The following is a 17,102-nucleotide window of genomic DNA, read 5'->3' on the forward strand; positions in this document are numbered from 1 at the left end:
TGGCGTCCTCAGTGGCCGTGCTCGGCCTCGCCCTTGGCGAGTTCGGCCTTCAGCAGGAACGCGTTGGTCGCGGCGACGCGTTCGTCGCCCGACAGCCCGTTGAGGATCTCGATGCGACTGCCGGCGCGACGTCCCGCGAGCACCGGGGTGGCACGGAAGCCGTCGTCGCCGGCCACGAACACGACCGGCCGGCCCTCCACCGTCTGCACGGCGTCGGCGGGCACAGTCAGGGCCTCGCCGTTTGCCGCGGCCACGACGATGCCGGAGACGGGCGAGCCCGCCGGCGGCAGCGGGCCGGACTCGGCGCGCGCGCGGATGATGGCCATGCCCCCTTGTTCACGCACATCGGCGGCCACCCCGATCACGAGTGCACTGAAGCTTCCATTCGTGCCAGTGACTTCGACGCGCGCACCGGGCGCGATCTGCGCGGCGAGCGCGGGCGGAGCGGAAAAGACGAGTTCGGTCTGAGAGGGATCGGCCACATTGGCCACGACGTCGCCCGCGGCGACGAAGCCGCCGGGCGTCACCTGGACCGCGCCGACGACGCCGGACACCGGGCTGGTGATGGTCACGCGTCCGCCCGCGTTCGGCGAGCCGGCCGCAGCGACCTCCGCTGCTGCGGCCCGGGACGCCGCATCGGCCGCCAGCGAGCGGGCGCGGGACGCCTCGAGTTCCTGCCGGGCGACGACGCCCTGGGTCACCAGCGCCTGGTCACGTTGATAGACCAGCCGCGCCGCTTCCGCCTCGGCGCGCGCGGCATCCGCGTTCGCCCGCATCGTCGCCGCTTCGCCGCTGACGATCACCGCGAGCGGCTGGCCGGCGCTGACCGAAGTTCCGGGCGCGACGATGACGCGCTCGACGCGGCCGCCGACCGAGGCGGCGACTGCGGCGCGTGCGCCGATCGCCGACTCGACGCGACCGCTCAGGCGCGTCTCACTTCCGCCGCCCCGGCCCACGGCAACGACCTGGATGCCCGACGCTTCGATCTGCGGCTGCGTCAGGACGACCAGGCCTTCCTCGCCCTCGGCCTCGCCAACGGCCTCTTCCTCGCCGTGGTCGTCATGCTCGCCCTTCTCGTCATGGCCATCATCGTCGGCGCGACTCGCCGGGGTGGGGCCGGCGTCCTGCCCACCGGTGAGCTTGGCAAGGCCGTAGCCTGCGATGACGGCGATCAGCAGCGCCGCGGCGAACATCACCAGTCGCCTGGTATCGGTCTTCATTTGGATTCTCCGAACGGGGCGCGGCCTTCCAGGCGCGCTAGGTCGATTTCGGCAAGGACGCGCGCGATCCGCGCGTCCACGGCGGCGTTGCGCGAGGCGATCAGCGCCGTGCGTGTGCTGCGAAGTTCAAGTTGCGAGATCCGCCCGGCCTCGAAGCCGATGCGGGAGAGGCGGTAGGCCTCCTCGGCGGCGGCGACGCCACTGTCGGCGGCGCGCGTACGGCTGTTCGACGCCGCAAGCGCGGCCTCGGCACCGAGCCGTTCCGCCTGCACCGCCTGCTTCTGCGCGATCAGCCGGGCTTCGGCGGCCCGCTGCTCGGCGTAGGCGGCGCGGATGCCGCCCCGATTGCGGTCGAACAGCGGCACGGTCAGTTCGATGCCGACCGTGAACGCCTCATCGTCGGTTTCCCGGTACCGGCGCATGCCGACGGCGGCGGTGACATCCGGGCGTGCGCGGCGCTGTTCGACCGTGACCAGCCGGCTGGCGGTGTCGAGTTCGGCTTCGGCGACCTGCACCGCCAGCGGGTCGTCATCCCCGGCTCCGGGCTGTCCCAGCGCACGGTCGAGCAGGCTCGCGCCGATGGCCTGGACCGGCCGATCGAGCATGGCGATCGCCGACAACCGTGCGAACGCGCCGTCGCGAAGGGCCTTGGCTTCATCGACCGCCGCCCTGGCGGACTCGACCTCGCTCCGGGCCTGGATGTCCCGCAGGGGGGCTTCGCGCCCTTGCTCGACCATCGCGGCGACCCCGCGCGCATCCTGCTCGGTCAGCGAAAGCGCCTCGGTCGCGAGGTCGTGGCGCCGTGCCCCCGCTTCGGCCTGGGCGTAGGCCAGCGCCAACCGACCCGCGACCAGCCAGCGGGCCTGTTCGCGTCGCAGGTCCGCAACGTTCGCTTCGGAGCGCGCGGCCTGGATCCGGGCGCTGCGCTGGCCGAACAGTTCGAGCGGCTGGTTGATCGTCAGGGTCGTTTCGGCGTTGCCGACGCCGCTGTACGGACCGGTGCCATAGACGTTCTCCCGGTCGTACGCGATCGAGGGGTTGGGCAAGGCCCGCGCCTGCTCGGCGCGCGCAGCGGCCGCGTCGTAAACAGCAACGGCTTCGAGCGTCGACGGCAGCGCGTCGAGACGGGCGATCAGATCTTCATAAGATGGGGCGGGCTCGGCTACAGGTTCGATCGCCATCGAGGGCGACGCGAATGCCAGGGCAGCCACCGCGAACCCGACGGCCACGAGCGGCCGGACACGTTGCGTGAACATGGGAACTCCAGAAGCAATAGTGACGTGGGAACCCGTCGTGACGGGCACGGCACGTCAGCCCTTCGGAGGTCTCATGGGTCCTTCGGACAGCCCGAATGCGCGACCGGGGTCCTGCGGTGCAGGCTGCACGTCATGCACGGCGCGATACCCCACAGCCGCGCTGAAAAAGAGGTTGGCCGCCGCATGGTGGCAATGGTTGTGGGCACACGCGGCATGCGAGCCGTCCGGAACGTCGCCCTTGCCGGCTTCGTCTTGCGGCGATGACCGCGTGTGGTCGGCCGTTGCGTGGTGCGCGTCGGATTCGAACGAGCAGACGAATGCATCGGCGACAGGCACGATCACCATCACTGCGAGCAGCAGTGTGGCGACGGCACTTCTCAGTCGGGCAAGGGCGCGATGCATCAGGCGAAGGTATCAGTCACGCGTACGCGTACACAATAACTAAGGTCGGCCGACAGCCTCGGCGGACGACAGGTGCGAGGTTGCATGGCCTGATGACTCGATGGCTTCTTCCGCCTAGTTTTTCGGCGACATCCGCGCGCCGATTGATGATGAAAGCCTGCACGATGAAGACCCCGATCGCCAGGAAGGACAGGATGAAGCTGTTGTCGTGCGGCAGCTTGTACAGGTAGAACAGTTCGCCCTTGGCAATCTTGTCCCACACGATGAAATGCTGGTTTGCGGCGACCACCGCGCCGAACAGGGCCAGCATGTTCAAGCCCAGCCTGACGAACCAGCCGCCGAAGGCGGGCAGGAACAGGAACACGCCGAGAATGCCGATCAGCGTCCTCTGGATGCGGCAGTAGATGCACGGGCCCACGAACTCGAAGTAGTCCAAGCCCCAGGTCAGCAGGCAAACGGCGATGGACAGGGCGCCAATGGCGCGGGCATGACGGACAAAGTAGTCGGGCAACATCTTCTTTTCCTGTTTCCGGAGGGAGCTGGCAGTCGCAGACTGCCATTCACTTGGGCGCAGAAAGGTCTAGGGAAGCTCGCAGGCACTGGGCGCCGGGGTCGCGCCCCGAAGTTCCCGCCACGCCCCGCGCAGCACCCGGCTGGCGGATCGCAGGAACATCAGCAGCAGGGCCGAGGCGATGACCAGGTCCGGCCAGCCCGTTCCGAACACCCACACCGCGAACGCCGCCAACAGGACCGCGAAGCCCTCGTAGATGTCGTTCCGGGAGCACTCCCAGGCCGAGGACAGGTTGATGTCGCCGTTCCGATGCGGGGTCAGCAGCCACAGGCAGAATGCATTGGCGGCCAGGTTCAACGCCCCTGCCAGCCCCATCGCCTCGAATACGGGCACGCCGGGGTTCTGGAGCCGCCAGACGATCTGGGCCGCGACCGCAATCGCTGCGCCCAGGATCAGCAGTCCCTTGAGGAAGGCGACTTTGGCCTTGGTCTGCAACGACGAGCCAACCACGGCCAGGCTCACCGCGTATGTGAGCGCATCGCCAAGGTTGTCCAGTCCGCCGGAAAGCAGTGACGAAGATCGGCTGAACCAGGCCGCGCCCATCATCATGACAAAGGTGGCGAGATTGATGGCCAGCACGATTTTCAAGGTGCGCCGCTGGGAATCCTCCATCGCCGCCACATCCACGACCTTTCCACAGCTGCTGCATTCAGACATCACAAACTCCGTTGACGAATATCAGGACTTCAATCGCGACCAGCTCAATCGCATGCGCCGGTCGCGCTCGGCAGCAGGTCCAGCCCATCGGCGAGCGGGCCGGCCTGATGGCAGTGAGCACCGGCACAGGGTAAAGTCCGTAGCCGCTACAGAGTCAAGCGGGACGCACATGAAGATCAGTGAAGCCGCCGCCGCCAGCGGCTGCCACCTCGAAACCATCCGCTACTACGAGCGCGTGGGCCTCATCCCGTCGCCGAACCGGACTGGAAGCGGCTATCGCGCCTATACGCCGGTAGACGTGGAGCGCTTGCGGTTCGTCAGCCGCGGGCGCGAACTGGGTTTCAGCCTGGAGGAGATCCGTAGCCTGCTGCGCCTGAACGACGATCCGAAGCTGTCGTGCGGCGACGTCGATGCGCTGGCGCGCGTGCACCTGGCCGACATCCACCAGCGGCTTGAAGCACTGACGCGCATGGCTGGCGAATTGGAGCGGGTGATCGTCCAGTGCGCCGGTGGCGAGCGCGGCGCGTGCGCCATCCTGGAGGCATTGCGGTGTACGGGCGACGACTCCGCGTCGTGTGCGAGCCAGGAGGGCCGCCGATGACCTTGGACCGCTACCTGGAGGCCGCCACCCGCGAGAACACCCGGCGCAGCTATGCATCCGCGCTGCGACACTTCGAGGTCGAATGGGGCGGGCACTTGCCGGCCACATCAGACAGTGTGGCCCGCTATCTGGCCGATCACGCCACGCAATTGGCGAACACCACGCTTCGGCAACGCCTCGCCGCGTTGGCACATTGGCACCGCGAGCATGGATTCGTCGATCCGACCCGGGCGCCGCTGGTGCGCAGAGTGCTCAAGGGCATCCAGACCTTGCATCCTTCGATCGAGAATCAGGCCGAGCCACTGCAACTTGCCCGGCTGGCTCAGGTCGACGATTGGCTCGCAACTGCGATCGAAGCGGCTCGGGAGCACGGCGACCGCGCAAATGAACTGCGCCATCTCCGCGACCGATCGCTGATCCTGCTGGGCTTCTGGCGCGGCTTCCGCGGCGATGAACTGATCCGCGTGCAGGTCGAACACCTGCGGCTGATTCCCGGCGAAGGCATGACCTGTTTCCTGCCGCGCAGCAAGGGGGATCGCCAGGCTCTGGGCACCACTTACAAGGTGCCGGCATTGTCGCAGCTGTGCCCAGTGACAGCGACTTGCAGCTGGGTGGACGCAGTCGGGTTGACGCAGGGCCCTGTGTTCCGTGGGATCGACCGCTGGGGCCGGGTGAACGCGACGCCACTGCATCCGAACAGTCTGATCCCGTTGCTGCGCCGCCTGCTCATCGCCGCCGGGCTCCCGAATGCCGGGGACTACAGCAGCCACTCGTTGCGACGCGGCTTCGCTGGCTGGGCCAACGCGAACGGTTGGGACGTAAAGGCGTTGATGGAATACGTCGGCTGGCGTGACATGCACTCGGCCATGCGCTATCTCGATGGCGGAGATCCATTTGCACGACAGCGGATCGAAGTCGGTCTGCAATCGCCGGCACTTCCACCCCCATGACCGACTGAGAACCCGCATGGCGTCGATCGAACGGACCGCATACCCGCAATTCAAGCGTAATCCCGTCGTCCGGGAATTGGTCGCAGCCTATACGCCGACCGACGCCGAACTGGCCTTCATCATCGAAAGTGCCCGGCAGCCCGGCCATCGGTTGACCTTGGCCCTCCTGCTCAAATCCTTCCAGCGACTGGGCTACTTCCCGGCAATTGATGACGTGCCCGCCGCGGTCGTCCGGCACCTCCGCAATGCTCTGCGATACCGAGTCCAGATCAAGCCGGCCAACATCGCGCCAAACAAACGCTACCGCTATTTCCAGCGTATCCGGACCTATCTGCAGGTCCGAGCCTATGCCAACGGTGGCCTCGACGTGGCGGCCCGCGCCATCCATGAAGCCGCGGCCGTCATGGACAACCCGGCCGACCTGATCAATGTGGCGATCGAACAGCTTGTCCGCGACCGCATCGAGCTGCCCGCGTTCTCAGCTCTGGACCGCTTGGCTCGCCGGATTCGTACCTTGGTCAATGGCCGTTACTTTGCCCTCATTGATGCGCGCCTGACGGCGGAGGAAAAGCAACGGCTGGAAGATCTGCTGGTCGTCACCGATGCCCGCATCAAGAGCCCACTGCAGGCCATCAAGCGCTTGCCCAAGCGTTCCTCGCTCCAGCATTTCCAGGAACTGATCGACCACATCGCACAATTGGGTGAACTGGTGGGCGATGAGCAGCATTTGGCAGATATCCCCGAACTCAAGCGCAAGCACTTCGCCGCCGAAGCCCGAGCCTTGGATGCCGCCGAGCTGCGCGATTTCGGACCGACAAAACGACACGCGCTATTGCTGTGTCTGATCCATCGTGCCCGGGTCCAAACCCGCGACGACCTGGCTGAGATGTTCATCAAACGCATGGGAAACATCCACAACCGCGGCAAGGAGGAGCTGGAACGGCTGCGTGCACGCTACCGCGAGAAGACCGAGGCCATCGTCGCCACAATGTCGGATGTGATCCAGGTGCTTGATCGTCACCCGGGCGACACCGACGCGGGACGGGAAATCCGGCGCTTGGTCAGCACACGCGGGGGCGTCCAGACCCTACAGGCCGATTGCGATGCCATCGCCGCCCATAGCGGCGACAACCATCTGCCGCTGCTGTGGCCGTTCTACAAGAGCCACCGCGCCACCATCCTGCGCATGGTGCGCATGCTGGACCTGGAATCCACCACCGAAGACCGTTCGTTGATGGGTGCAATCGAGATGATCCTGTCGCAGGAGCGCGCTCGCGGCGACTGGCTCGACAAGCCGATTGATCTGACGTTCACGACCCAGCTTTGGCGAAAGACCATCACTCATCGCACCGAACAGGGCGAGGAGCGCATCCACCGTCGGCTGTTCGAAGTGTGCGTGTTCTCCTCACTGGCCAACGAACTGAAGTCCGGTGACGTGGCCGTGCGCGGCTCGGAAACCTACGCCGACTATCGCCAGCAGTTGCTGCCTTGGGAGCAGTGCGAGCCGCTGCTGGATGACTACTGTCGCCAAGTGGGCTTGCCGGCCTCCGCGGTTGGATTCGTCAATGCGCTGCAGAGCAAGCTGATGCAGGTCGCGGACCTGACCGACCAGGGTTACCTGGAGAATGGCCAGGTGATCGTCGGTGACGACGGGTTGCCGGTACTCAAGCGCCATAAGGCCAAGGACATGAGTAGCGGCGCCCGCGCTCTGGAAAGCGCGATCCTCGACCGCCTGCGCGAGCGCAGCGTCATCGAGATCCTGTGCGACGTAGCCCACTGGACCGGCTGGCCGCGGCATTTTGGACCGCTCTCGGGGTCCGACACCAAAATCGATCAGCCCACCGAGCGCTACGTGCTGACGGCGTTCACTTATGGCTGCAACCTCGGCCCGGCCCAAGCTGCACGGCACCTGCGTGGCGCCGCTTCGGCACACATGCTGTCGTTCGTCAATCGCCGTCACGTGGACGCGAACAAGCTGGCTGCTGCCTGTCGCGACATCATTAACAGCTATGCCGGCCTGCAGCTCCCCAAATTCTGGGGTGATGGCAAGCGCGCCGCAGCCGATGGCACCAAGTACGACCTCTACGACCAGAACCTGCTGGCCTCGTATCACATCCGCTACGGTGGCTATGGCGGCATTGCCTATCACCACGTGTCCGACACCTACGTGGCGCTGTTCAGCCATTTCATCCCGTGCGGCGTCTGGGAAGCGGTGTACATCATCGACGGGCTGCTGAAAAACACCTCCGAAATCCAACCCGACACTGTCCACGCCGATACCCAGGGTCAATCGTTGCCGGTATTCGGTCTGTCGCATTTGCTGGGGATCCAGCTGATGCCGCGCATCCGCAACTGGCGCGACTACCGGTTCTTCCGTCCGGAGGAAGACAGCCGCTACGAGCACATCGACGCGCTGTTCCGGGAAGACGTGAACTGGGACCTGATCGAGACCCATTGGAAGGATCTGATGCAGGTGGTGCTGTCGATCAAGTCCGGCAAGATTGCCGCCTCGACACTATTGCGCAAGCTAGGCAACTACAGTCGCAAGAACCGGCTGTACCAGGCCTTCCGGGCACTCGGTGCCGCAGTGCGCACGTTGTTCTTGCTGCAGTACATTTCCGACCGTGAACTGCGCGAGCAGATCACGGCCTCGACCAACAAGGTCGAAGCCTATAACGGGTTCTCCAAGTATTTCTTCTTCGGCGGAGAGGGCGTGATCGCCGACAATGATCCGCTCGAACAGGAGAAGGCGATCAAGTACAACGATCTGGTTGCCAACGCCGTCATCTTCCATAACGTGGTCGAACAGACCCGCATCATCAAGACGCTTATGCGAGCAGGCTGGAAGATCACCCAGGAGGACGTGGCCGCACTCAGTCCCTACGTGACCAGCCACGTGAAGCGCTTCGGCGATTATCTGATTGACGTGGACGAGCTTCCGGAACCGTACGAAATCGAGTTGGCCCTGACGGCGTAGCGTGGATCAGCCTGTACTGCCGCAGCAGAAGCTGTGTTGCTGGATGGGCGGGCACGGCACCGTGCCGTATGAGCAGAATACGCAGCAGTCGCCTGCTTTGGGGCGCAGGAGCGCATGGCAAGCGGAGCACTCATAGAAGAACTGGCACGCCGTGGTGGGCATGGTTTCGGTTACCTGATGCCCGCATGCCGGACACGTAAGCATGCTCTGCAACTGCACCTCAATCACCGTTCGTACCCACCTTGACGGAGGCAGGAAAGCCGGCCTCGGTGATGGCCTTCGCGATGGCGGCCGCGTTGGTGCGCTCGGTATCGAATGCCACCGTCACGATGGCGGCTCGTGTGTCGATACGCTTCGTTGTGATGCCCGGTACCTTGTCCAATGCTTTCTCGATCGTGATGCTGCACGTCGGACAGGTCACGTTTTCCACCTGCAGGACGACTTGCTTGGGAGTAGCCGCCCAAGTCAGGCCCATCCAAGCCGTGAGCACCGAGCTGAGAAGGATCTTGCGCATGTGGGACTCCTACAGAAGCCAGCCGATGTAGTAAGGGAAGAGCAGCAACAGAGCGATCAGGCCGGCGGCGAACCACAGCCAGCGCCGCCGACGTCGTAACAACGCGGGTTCGACGCAGATGCCGTCGGTGCGGCAGCGAGCGGCTGGGCCGTAGAGCATCCAGAACGCCCAGCCCAAGCACACCAACGTGGCCGCACTGAACCACGGGCGCCACGCGTCCAGGGCGGTGAGATTGGATATCCAGGCACCGCTGATGCCCATCAGGACCAGTACCAAGGGCACGACGCAGCATACTGACGCGCCAATGGCAGCAGCGGTGGCGCCCAAGAGGGCAGGCAATGAGGACTGTGCGGGACGTTGGGCCATACCCACATGGTAATCTCCGTACCTAAGTACGGAGTCAAGTTGATGGCTGCCAGTGCAATGACGATCAGCCGGCTGGCTGCGACCGCCGGTGTGCATGTGGAGACGGTCCGTTACTACCAGCGGCGAGGATTACTGTCGGAGCCTGAGCGCCCGATGGGCAGCGTGCGTCGCTACGGACCCGACGATGTCGGCCGGCTTCAGTTCATCCGCCGAGCACAGGCAATGGGGTTCAGTCTCGACGAGATCGTGGGGTTGCTGGAGGTCAGAGGCCAGCGCGCCTGCGAGGAGACACGTCAGCTGACCGAACGGAAATTGGCCGAGGTGCGGCGGCGGCTCGGTGAGCTACGACAATTGGAAGCCGATCTTGAGCACTTGGTGGATGAATGTCGTCACGTGGTGACCGGCGCACCTTGCCCGACGCTCGATCTGCTGGCGCAACCGGCAGAGAAGAAAAAAAGGGTATCCGGATTTTAGTGTGGGAAGACCGCACTAGCCCTTCTTGTCTGACAGCTCTCGTTCGGTAGGTTTCTGGTATCGCAAGGCTTACGCGCTTTTAGCCTTCAGTGTGGGCTTTGTCTGGCGCATGTCGGTGCAAGGAAACAATCAGTGGCAGGTCACCTTGCCCCCGGCTCGAACTGGGGTTTGAGGCGCAGTGGAACGGAAAACCGGGTTAAGCCACGCGCCTAGCTCCCGTGCAGAGAATCGATCAGCGGGCACGACACAGTGCCTCGCTGCGCATGGCACTCGTTGACCAACCGTGACAGCACCGCTTCGATTCGCGTCAGGTCCGCCATCTTGGTGCGCACGTCGGTGAGCTGGAGCGCAGCCAGCTCGGCGGCTTCGCTGCAGTGAGTGCCGTCCTCAAGCTGTAGGAGTTGGCCGACTTCGTCCAGGTTGAACCCCAGCCGCTGGGCGGATTTCACGAAACGCACCCGCGCCACGTCCGCCGATCCGTAGCGGCGAATACTGCCGACGGGCCGACCTGGTTCTGGCAATAACCCCTTGCGCTGATAGAACCGGATGGTCTCCACGTTGACCCCAGCGGCCTTGGCGAAAGCCCCGATGGTCAGTGTTTGCGGATCGTTCACCATCGCGCTTGACTCCGTACTTGACTACGGAAGTAACCTTAGCGCATCACGCAACGTCTCGGAAGGAGATCCCTCACATGGCAGACCCCAGCAACGGCCGCGGTGCACTGGCCGCCGGTGGCCTCGCCGCCATCCTCGCCTCGACCTGCTGCCTCGGTCCGCTGGTGCTGATCACGCTGGGTTTCTCCGGCGCCTGGATCGGCAACTTGACCGCGCTGGAACCGTACCGGCCGATCTTCATTGGCGTGGCGCTCGTGGCGCTGTTCTTCGCGTGGCGTCGCATCTTCCGGCCGGCTCGCGCCTGCGCGCCGGACGACGCATGCGCCGTGCCCCAGGTGTAAAAACGCAGAAGTGGATGTCCCGCCGCAACACTGGGCGTCCCTGAGTTTGCTCAGTTGTGATGTCCCCGCTATCGCGATGGGCAGCAAGAAGGCGAGCGGTGCGCTCCTCAGGGTCTGTGAAGGGCGCACACTAGGGGTCCCGCCGCAACGCCTCCGGACCGAGTGGTCCCGTCTGAAGCCTACGAGGCGGCGACTGAAATCCTGCGGACCGCCGCCAAGCCATTCGCGCTGGCGCATGTGTTGGCTCTCTCTCCTCCATTACACCGTGTGGCCGTAAAGGCGTAGGCGTCGGACCGGTGTGGCCGGGCGGTCGGGTGTTGTGGTAGTTGGACTGCGTGAACTCCCAAGCCGACAACTTTGACGACGACCAGGAAGCGACCGCCGAGGGCATTGCCGACATTGAGGCAGGCCGGACTATCAGCCACGAGGCTGTGAAAGCCTGGCTATTGTCGTGGGGAACGCCGAACGAACTGCCGCCCCCCAAGGTTGGCGATTAGCTGACGGCAACATCGGAAGGCATGTCGCTGAGCTACCCTTTTGGCGGCCCCCAAGCACCTCATGCGACCCCTTTTGGCGTAGGCCGATGCGAGCGTCTCCTTGGAGGCATCGCATGCAGCAAGGCACATTATTCACCCGGCGGACGGTCGAGCGACATTTTCGCAAACATCAAGCTCGCTGCCCGCCGGAATACCGCGAGATCCTCATCGAACGGATTCTGGCCAAACGGTGGACAGAAGCCTCGCTAGGCAAGGTCGTCGGCATTGTGGCCTCAACCTTCGCCCGCCACCAACTTACCGACTACGATCGACTTTTGGCGATCTCCGGTATGGCTCGCGCCGAGGCGCGGTTAATTGTCAGCCGCGAAGTAAGCGACATTCTAGAAAGCTGGCGCAGCACCGCGCTCCCCTAGCCAAATCGGTGGAGCGAGCCGCGCGCACGCTTATCCGCCGGTGCATGGCTATGCACCCCCGCCCCGTCCCAGCGCCCAATGCGCTAGGAGTAGCTTAAGCACTCCGCTGGCATCGTCGAGACATGGATGCCGTCGCTGCAACTCGCGACTAGGAGCTCGGATCTCAGGACGAAGGTCTCCGCGAATGTCCGGTCGATCCGCGCGACGTCCCAGGCGGGCGTTCCCTTGGCGGACATCCACGCCGCAGCGTCGTGCATCAGCCGCACAACCTCGTCGATATCACCCGAGCAGGCGACCCGAACGTTCGGAGGCTCCTCGCTGTCCATTCGCTCCCCTGGCGCGGTATGAACCGCCGCCTCATAGTGCAGTTTGATCCTGACGAGCCCAGCATGTCTGCGCCCACCTTCGCGGAACCTGACCAGGTCCGCTAGCGGGCGGCCGGAAGGTGAATGCTAGGCATGATCTAACCCTCGGTCTCTGGCGTCGCGACTGCGAAATTTCGCGAGGGTTTCCGAGAAGGTGATTGCGCTTCGCAGATCTCCAGGCGCGTGGGTGCGGACGTAGTCAGCGCCATTGCCGATCGCGTGAAGTTCCGCCGCAAGGCTCGCTGGACCCAGATCCTTTACAGGAAGGCCAACGGTGGCGCCCAAGAAGGATTTCCGCGACACCGAGACCAATAGCGGAAGCCCCAACGCCGACTTCAGCTTTTGAAGGTTCGACAGCACGTGCAGCGATGTTTCCGGTGCGGGGCTCAAGAAAAATCCCATCCCCGGATCGAGGATGAGCCGGTCGGCAGCGACCCCGCTCCGTCGCAAGGCGGAAACCCGCGCCTCGAAGAACCGCACAATCTCGTCGAGCGCGTCTTCGGGTCGAAGGTGACCGGTGCGGGTGGCGATGCCATCCCGCTGCGCTGAGTGCATAACCACCAGCCTGCAGTCCGCCTCAGCAATATCGGGATAGAGCGCAGGGTCAGGAAATCCTTGGATATCGTTCAGGTAGCCCACGCCGCGCTTGAGCGCATAGCGCTGGGTTTCCGGTTGGAAGCTGTCGATTGAAACACGGTGCATCTGATCGGACAGGGCGTCTAAGAGCGGCGCAATACGTCTGATCTCATCGGCCGGCGATACAGGCCTCGCGTCCGGATGGCTGGCGGCCGGTCCGACATCCACGACGTCTGATCCGACTCGCAGCATTTCGATCGCCGCGGTGACAGCGCCGGCGGGGTCTAGCCGCCGGCTCTCATCGAAGAAGGAGTCCTCGGTGAGATTCAGAATGCCGAACACCGTCACCATGGCGTCGGCCTCCGCAGCGACTTCCACGATGGGGATCGGGCGAGCAAAAAGGCAGCAATGACGCCGTGGCACATTGGCGACTTCCACGTGGAAGTTTCACCGAGCTGACTCGGCTGGAGCATGGGCTTGGTCATGATGCGGTCCTTCGAGTCGAAAAGCCCGGCAACCGATAATGGCTTCCGGGCAACCTTATATGAAGAAATGTCGCATGAACGGCCGACTATGGCAAACATAAACGCCAATTTGGTAGCAAAAAGCCCGCGCGAGAGTAGCGTCGCAACTGTTTGAGATTCATGATGAAAGGCGTCGCGTTAATGAAGACTCACCGTGGCGCAGCGGCAACGCATCCAACACCCAGCGACGAACAGGCGACCGCCGTCAGGGCGTCAGGTAACGGATCACTGGATCGGCATAGGCGAACGGTGATCGGCCATAGCGCCGGTCCGCAAACGCCCAGGACTTCCAGACCCGGGCGTCGGCGCAGTGGCCCACAAACAGCCACGGCCACCCGCGCATCGCCCGGGCGGTGAGGCCTGATAGTCGATGTCGATCAGCGGCCGAAGCGGTCTCGATCTGCTTGGCGGCGTAGGGCGCGGGATCACCGCCCCAACTGCGCGCGACCTCGTCGCGCAGACCCTGCGACCGCTCGCCGCCGCTGAGCACGGTCATCACCTGACGAACCAGGCCGAAATAGGCCAGCGGGTGAATGGCCTCCAAGTCGGTCCGCGGGACGACGTCGGGCGCGAGCATTTCGCTGAGCCGAAACTCGAACTGTAGCGCCTGGCTCTCGGCCGCCATCACCGGGTGGTCGCGCCGATCGGCGGTGCAGATGTGGCACCAGGGATCGGCGCCCCGATGAGGGACCGCGGGCGCGCCGCAGTCATGGCAGCTGTCGGCCAGCACCAAGCCGTGGCGAGGACAGGTGCTGGCGATCGCCAGGCGCCAGCGACGCCGATAGTAGGGCTCGGCGTCCTCGGTCAGGCAGAGGGGGCACCACTGCTGGCCCGGCCGCCGGCGGGTGCGGTGATGAATGCCCACGGGCAGCAGCCACTGGGTCGCCCCCGTGACCCGGACCTCTTCGAACAACGTGCCGACCCAGGGCCGGAAGGTCGTCAACTCCGCGACCTGCGCATCGACCCCGGTATGCGCGACCAGCCCCTCCATGAGCCGAGGCGGCGCCAGCCCGTCGATGTCGCGATTCCAGATCTGCAGCCCGGGCCAGACGGCGTGACAAAAGCTATGCAGCTTGGCGGAGTTGCCGAGCGCGATCCGCCGCAGCCAACTAGAGAGCAGTTCGTCGGCCTGCGGGCGGGGACGCCAAGGCCACAGACGCAGGTCCGACATCTCAGAGCGGCGGCAGCGAGGCGGCTCTGAGGAGGACGTCCTCCCGCTGCCGCCGAACCGATGGCCTCACATGGTTCAGCGAGCGCAGCAGCGGAAGATCAATGCGCTCTTTCTCTGAGCGGATGGCCATCAGGGCGGCGCGGCGCACCAGATAGGCGATCTCGCGCGTGGTCCCCTCCGACTCGTTGATAATCCAGGTCGCGATCTTGTCATCGGAAAGCCCGGAAGCGTGGCGAAGCGGCAGACAGGTCTCCAGGCTGTTGAGCAGGCCATAGGTCTGTTCGTTATGACCCCAGACCTCGAGTCGATGCGGCTCGAACCGGCGCTCGATCTGCGGGTCCCACCGAAGCGTGCGCAGCGCGGCGATCGTGCCGCACCCGACGATGGTGATGCCGAGGTCATTGCCGAGCAGCTTGATTGTCGCCAGCGCCTCTTCGCGTTGTTTGCGATTGCCCTTCTCGATGTGATGCAATTCGTCGATGACCAGGATCTTGACCCCGCTGGTTCGGAGCAGTCTGAGGACGTCAGGATAAAGGGTGTCGGTGCTCGCGCTCTTGCCGTAGGGCGCGTTGAGTTGCCCAAGGATCCGCACCAGCAGCCCTCGGGCAGAACCGGTCGGCCCCATGCTCACGACCAGCACCGGGACGTTGGCCTTGGACGCCCTCGGATCGTCCGGGAGGTTCTGCAACTTGGCGAAGCGCTTGACGATTTGGCTTTTGCCGATGCCCGACGGCCCCCAGATCAGGATGTGGCTGTCGCCTTCGGTCGGATAATCCTCCAGCGCCTCCTGAAGCCGCTCGGTGATCGCATCGGCGGCGGCGTAGCGGATGAAGACTTTCTGCCGGATCAGGTTGAGCCGCTGGGCGGTGTTGTCCGCCTCAAGCGCCTCGCGGGCGGCCTTGGTGAGGCGGCGGTCCTGCGAGATGAGGATCATTCGTCGATCTCATAAAAGATGTCGCGACGAACCGGAGCCTGCGGCGCTGGCGGTGCGTCTTCGGAGATGGGCGCATGCGGCGTGAGTTCGGCGGTGACTTGTTCGCCGACCCGCCGACGCTCCTGCTTCAAGCGACTCCTGTGTCGCTTCTTCGCGTTCTGTGCGTCCTGCTCCAGCAGGCGTTGGCGCTCCATTGACGCCATGATGGTCGCCATGTCCGGCTTGTCGCCGATTTGGGCGACCAACCGCTTGCGGGTCTCGTTGAACTCCCACACCGACACGTTGGGAAGGGTAATCTGCTCGCAGCGCAGCTCGCAATAGGTCCCCTCGATTGGGTGGAGGAAGTAGATGCGTGAGGCGTCGTAGGGGTTTCGGCGGACGACGAACTTGCGTTGCTCTCCAGCGTCCAGGAACGGCCGCAACACCTCGTCCCAGTATTCGATATTGTCCCAGCGCATGCCGTAGCGCTCGATCGTCCGGTCTTCGATGTCGGCGAAGTCGAGATAGAGCTTCTGCTTGTCAGCGATGATCGGCGGGAGGCCGGCGCCTGCACGCTTCTCGGTGCCATAGATGCCGCGCTCCCAGGCCAGATCCGGGCGCTGCTTGGTCGTGCTGTGCGGCCGGACGTGATACTGGCCGCAGATGAACTCGAGCATCCAGACCTCTAGCTCATCGAGGGTCATCTCGGCCGCCTCGTTCGGATTGCGGGTCTTGACCTTGTCGAAGCCGCGATCACGGGCGGTTGCTGCGGGGAGCAGCCGCATCTGGTCCATCGCCGTGCCCATGAAGCGTTCAATGATGCCGCCGAAATGGACCAGCCCTGGCGGGCGATGCTCGGGCGGCGCGATGCCGTATTCCCTGCACCCATAGAACAGGGCGCGTGACCAAAACTCAGCTGCGTTGTCGAGATAGACGCTATTGGGCGTGCCATACATCGGCCATGGGAGTGGAACGCCGACGCGCTCCAGCCACTCATCCTTGGGCGTCATCACCCGCGTCATGCACTGAGCGACGGTCGAGGCGTTTGGATATTCCCAGGTCAGCACGAACGCGAGGACGGCTCGGGTGCATTCGTCGAGCGCGATAGTGATCCAGGGACGGCCGACATGCTCACGGTCGAAAGCGCTCGCGCAGACCACGTCGACGAGCGTGTGGTCGATCTGGATACGCTCAAGTGGAAACGTCGTTTCGGGCGTCTTGCCTCGGATATGCTCGTATCGCTCACGAGCCACCTTCTTTCCGTACTTCAGGCCGACGCGCTCACGCGCCGGAACGCCGGCGAAGCGGCTTCGCAACGTGTTGTGCGAGGGCGGTATCAAGCCCCGCCGCACGCAGCGGTTTCGAATCTCGGCGAATGCGTGATGGTTCTTGGCCTCCTTGCGATGACGGCTGAACTCCAGCCGCACCTCGGTGATGACTTCCTCGACGCGGAGGTCGAGCCGCAGCCGCCCCCGCCCGCCGCTCCGCCCGCGCGGCAACAGGCAGGTCAGCGCGCCGGTATTTCGGAGGCTTTTGCGGTAGCGGTTAAATTGCCGCTTGCTGGCTCCGAACTCGGCGGCGGCAGCCTCCACGGTCGCGCTGTCGAAACGACCGCCGGCTTCCAGGCGCGCGATGATGTCGCGCCGGCGCTCGGCTTCGGCGACCTGCGCCTCATCCATCGTCGAAATGTCGAGCGGCGC

18 protein-coding genes and 2 pseudogenes are annotated in these 17,102 nt (G+C 64.6%); 6 read left to right on the forward strand and 14 right to left on the reverse strand.

From position 1 onward, the window contains the following. Positions 1 to 8 precede the first annotated feature (8 nt). From FQY83_RS03365 to FQY83_RS03385, 5 genes are all read right to left on the reverse strand, one after another. On the reverse strand, positions 9 to 1,220 hold the full coding sequence (locus FQY83_RS03365) for an efflux RND transporter periplasmic adaptor subunit (RefSeq protein WP_146384986.1): 1,212 nt from the start codon (positions 1,218 to 1,220) through the stop codon (positions 9 to 11). Beyond that, complete coding sequence (locus tag FQY83_RS03370) at positions 1,217 to 2,476, reverse strand: TolC family protein (protein WP_146384988.1); 1,260 nt, start codon at positions 2,474 to 2,476, stop codon at positions 1,217 to 1,219. The genes FQY83_RS03365 and FQY83_RS03370 overlap by 4 nt, the downstream gene beginning before the upstream one ends. 54 nt (positions 2,477 to 2,530) lie before the next feature. After that, positions 2,531 to 2,878 (reverse strand): hypothetical protein, encoded by a 348-nt coding sequence (locus tag FQY83_RS03375; RefSeq protein WP_146384990.1) that lies wholly within the window; start codon positions 2,876 to 2,878, stop codon positions 2,531 to 2,533. Positions 2,879 to 2,894: 16 nt separating this feature from the next. Further along, the gene (locus FQY83_RS03380; protein ID WP_146384992.1) at positions 2,895 to 3,392 is read right to left on the reverse strand and encodes a hypothetical protein; all 498 of its coding nucleotides are present in this window, start codon (positions 3,390 to 3,392) and stop codon (positions 2,895 to 2,897) included. 66 nt (positions 3,393 to 3,458) lie between these two features. Continuing rightward, positions 3,459 to 4,106 (reverse strand): cation efflux transmembrane domain-containing protein, encoded by a 648-nt coding sequence (locus FQY83_RS03385; protein WP_146384995.1) that lies wholly within the window; start codon positions 4,104 to 4,106, stop codon positions 3,459 to 3,461. Positions 4,107 to 4,275: 169 nt separating this feature from the next. Here FQY83_RS03385 and FQY83_RS03390 point away from each other — a divergent pair, with 169 nt between their 5' ends. From FQY83_RS03390 to FQY83_RS03400, 3 genes and pseudogenes are all read left to right on the forward strand, one after another. Continuing rightward, entirely contained in the window at positions 4,276 to 4,707 is a 432-nt protein-coding gene (locus tag FQY83_RS03390) for a MerR family transcriptional regulator (RefSeq protein ID WP_146384997.1), read from the forward strand. Beyond that, positions 4,704 to 5,651: pseudogene (locus FQY83_RS03395) on the forward strand (site-specific integrase); the annotation flags it as partial. The gene FQY83_RS03390 and the pseudogene FQY83_RS03395, both read left to right, overlap by 4 nt. A 22-nt stretch (positions 5,652 to 5,673) precedes the next feature. Next, positions 5,674 to 8,634 (forward strand): Tn3 family transposase, encoded by a 2,961-nt coding sequence (locus FQY83_RS03400; protein ID WP_146384999.1) that lies wholly within the window; start codon positions 5,674 to 5,676, stop codon positions 8,632 to 8,634. 6 nt (positions 8,635 to 8,640) lie between these two features. On the opposite strand, the gene FQY83_RS17745 is transcribed toward FQY83_RS03400, so the two are convergent. Genes FQY83_RS17745 through FQY83_RS03415 form a run of 3 tightly spaced genes read right to left on the reverse strand, consistent with a single transcriptional unit; the run spans position 8,641 to position 9,514 of the window. Beyond that, positions 8,641 to 8,838 (reverse strand): GDCCVxC domain-containing (seleno)protein, encoded by a 198-nt coding sequence (locus tag FQY83_RS17745; protein WP_146385362.1) that lies wholly within the window; start codon positions 8,836 to 8,838, stop codon positions 8,641 to 8,643. A 16-nt stretch (positions 8,839 to 8,854) separates the two neighbouring features. Next, positions 8,855 to 9,148 carry a cation transporter gene (locus FQY83_RS03410; protein WP_146385001.1) on the reverse strand — a complete coding sequence of 98 codons (294 nt, stop codon included), beginning with the start codon at positions 9,146 to 9,148 and terminating at the stop codon, positions 8,855 to 8,857. A 9-nt stretch (positions 9,149 to 9,157) separates the two neighbouring features. Then, the gene (locus FQY83_RS03415) at positions 9,158 to 9,514 is read right to left on the reverse strand and encodes a mercuric transporter MerT family protein (RefSeq protein ID WP_146385003.1); all 357 of its coding nucleotides are present in this window, start codon (positions 9,512 to 9,514) and stop codon (positions 9,158 to 9,160) included. A 42-nt stretch (positions 9,515 to 9,556) separates the two neighbouring features. Here FQY83_RS03415 and FQY83_RS03420 point away from each other — a divergent pair, with 42 nt between their 5' ends. After that, positions 9,557 to 9,988 carry a MerR family transcriptional regulator gene (locus FQY83_RS03420; RefSeq protein WP_146385005.1) on the forward strand — a complete coding sequence of 144 codons (432 nt, stop codon included), beginning with the start codon at positions 9,557 to 9,559 and terminating at the stop codon, positions 9,986 to 9,988. A 209-nt stretch (positions 9,989 to 10,197) separates the two neighbouring features. Here the strand turns inward: FQY83_RS03420 and merR are convergent, their stop codons facing one another. Continuing rightward, the gene (gene merR, locus FQY83_RS03425; RefSeq protein WP_012480188.1) at positions 10,198 to 10,605 is read right to left on the reverse strand and encodes a mercury resistance transcriptional regulator MerR; all 408 of its coding nucleotides are present in this window, start codon (positions 10,603 to 10,605) and stop codon (positions 10,198 to 10,200) included. 74 nt (positions 10,606 to 10,679) lie between these two features. Between merR and merT the strand changes: the two are divergent. Next, positions 10,680 to 10,940: pseudogene (merT, locus tag FQY83_RS03430) on the forward strand (mercuric ion transporter MerT); the annotation flags it as partial. A 613-nt stretch (positions 10,941 to 11,553) separates the two neighbouring features. Next, positions 11,554 to 11,853, forward strand: coding sequence for a DUF2293 domain-containing protein (locus FQY83_RS03440; protein WP_001183923.1), 300 nt, complete (start codon positions 11,554 to 11,556; stop codon positions 11,851 to 11,853). Positions 11,854 to 11,936: 83 nt separating this feature from the next. Here the strand turns inward: FQY83_RS03440 and FQY83_RS03445 are convergent, their stop codons facing one another. The 5 genes from FQY83_RS03445 to FQY83_RS03470 all read right to left on the reverse strand — a co-directional run bounded on the left by FQY83_RS03445 (position 11,937) and on the right by FQY83_RS03470 (position 17,081). Beyond that, positions 11,937 to 12,179, reverse strand: a complete 243-nt coding sequence (locus tag FQY83_RS03445) for a hypothetical protein (protein WP_000376617.1) — start codon at positions 12,177 to 12,179, stop codon at positions 11,937 to 11,939. A gap of 126 nt (positions 12,180 to 12,305) precedes the next feature. After that, on the reverse strand, positions 12,306 to 13,145 hold the full coding sequence (gene sul1, locus FQY83_RS03450) for a sulfonamide-resistant dihydropteroate synthase Sul1 (protein ID WP_000259031.1): 840 nt from the start codon (positions 13,143 to 13,145) through the stop codon (positions 12,306 to 12,308). A 378-nt stretch (positions 13,146 to 13,523) separates the two neighbouring features. Beyond that, complete coding sequence (locus FQY83_RS03460) at positions 13,524 to 14,489, reverse strand: TniQ family protein (protein ID WP_015460530.1); 966 nt, start codon at positions 14,487 to 14,489, stop codon at positions 13,524 to 13,526. A 1-nt stretch (position 14,490) separates the two neighbouring features. After that, positions 14,491 to 15,423: a TniB family NTP-binding protein gene (locus FQY83_RS03465; protein ID WP_015460531.1), complete on the reverse strand. Its 933-nt coding sequence runs from the start codon at positions 15,421 to 15,423 to the stop codon at positions 14,491 to 14,493. Next, on the reverse strand, positions 15,420 to 17,081 hold the full coding sequence (locus FQY83_RS03470) for a Mu transposase C-terminal domain-containing protein (RefSeq protein ID WP_015460532.1): 1,662 nt from the start codon (positions 17,079 to 17,081) through the stop codon (positions 15,420 to 15,422). Before FQY83_RS03470 ends, FQY83_RS03465 begins: the two co-directional genes overlap by 4 nt. Positions 17,082 to 17,102 lie beyond the last annotated feature (21 nt).

The sequence above is a fragment of the Luteimonas marina genome, from assembly GCF_007859325.1.
Lineage (GTDB): Bacteria > Pseudomonadota > Gammaproteobacteria > Xanthomonadales > Xanthomonadaceae > Luteimonas > Luteimonas marina.